This is a genomic window from Actinomyces sp. SKVG-SVH-4(1) (genome assembly GCF_048514265.1).
In the GTDB taxonomy this organism is placed as follows: domain Bacteria; phylum Actinomycetota; class Actinomycetes; order Actinomycetales; family Actinomycetaceae; genus Actinomyces; species Actinomyces oris.
This window is the reverse complement of sequence record NZ_JBGEVE010000031.1, coordinates 1-1042: the sequence shown is the minus strand read 5'-3', so window position 1 is coordinate 1042 and position 1042 is coordinate 1. Positions and strand designations below refer to the sequence as shown.

1 pseudogene is annotated in these 1042 nt (G+C 65.5%); it reads right to left on the bottom strand.

Features of this window, described 5'->3' with window-relative positions:
- Positions 1–73 precede the first annotated feature (73 nt).
- A pseudogene (locus tag AB7V09_RS12930) lies at positions 74–961 on the bottom strand (IS1634 family transposase); the annotation flags it as partial.
- Positions 962–1042 lie beyond the last annotated feature (81 nt).

Genomic DNA, 1042 nt, shown 5'->3' with positions numbered 1-1042 from the left:
CACCGCCACGAACAATCACAACCGGCAACCACCGGCACCAGATAAACCAGCCTCCACAAAACCCAGGGCTTGACAGGCGGTGGTAGGCGCTGATGACTGTCTCGGGGTCGGGGTTGGGCAGGTTGGTGACGTAGCCCTTCCACCCGGCCAGGGTGCGGGCCCTTTTCTCCAGGTCGCGGTTGATGCTCCGGGTGGCGCCGGACAGGTGCACGAAGCGGTTGCGCTTGACGGGGATCTTTCCTGCGACGGCTTTCTCGGCCTTGGCGACCTGGGTGTCGATCCCGCGTAGGGTGCGTCGGGCTCTGTCGGCGCTGTAGCGGTAGTAGATGGTCTCGTCGCGGCGCTGGTCACTGGGACCGGCGGGCCAGGGCTGGGTCAGGGTCAGCCCGTCGGGGACGTCCTGGTCGGGGTGGTTGTCGTGCCAGGAGCTGATCACGTGGGGGACGCGTGCGGTGCGTGAGCCCAGCACGTAGGACAGACCGGCTCTCTCCAGGGCCTGCTTGTTGGCGGCGCTGATCATTCCGGCGTCAGCCACGACCACCACGTCGTCGAGGTCGTAGGCGTCCATGAAGTCGTTGATCATCGGGATCATGGTGGCGGTCTCGGCCTTGTTGCCCTCGAAGGCCCCGGCCCGCAGAGGGAACCCTGTCTCGTCGGTGAGCAGCCCTACCGTGATCTGCGGCTCCAGGCGTCTTTCCTTGGAGAAGCCCGGCTCGCGAAAGCCGTCGGCCTTGTCGGTCTCGAAGTACAGAGTCGTCACGTCGAACAGGACCAGCGAGGCCCGGCCGATGCGGGCGTACCCGGCCAGCAGACGTGACAGGTCCCGGGTGAAGTCCTCAGCGGCGTAGCTGGGCAGATGACGCTTGACTGTCGCGTAGGACACCGGTGACAGGCCCGCCTCGGCAAGGACCCGCAACGAGTCCTGCTTGCTGGTCGGCTCAATCAGTCTGGCGGTAACGAGCTGGCTGTCAAGCCCTGGGTTTTGTGGAGGCTGGTTTATCTGGTGCCGGTGGTTGCCGGTTGTGATTGTTCGTGGCGGTGG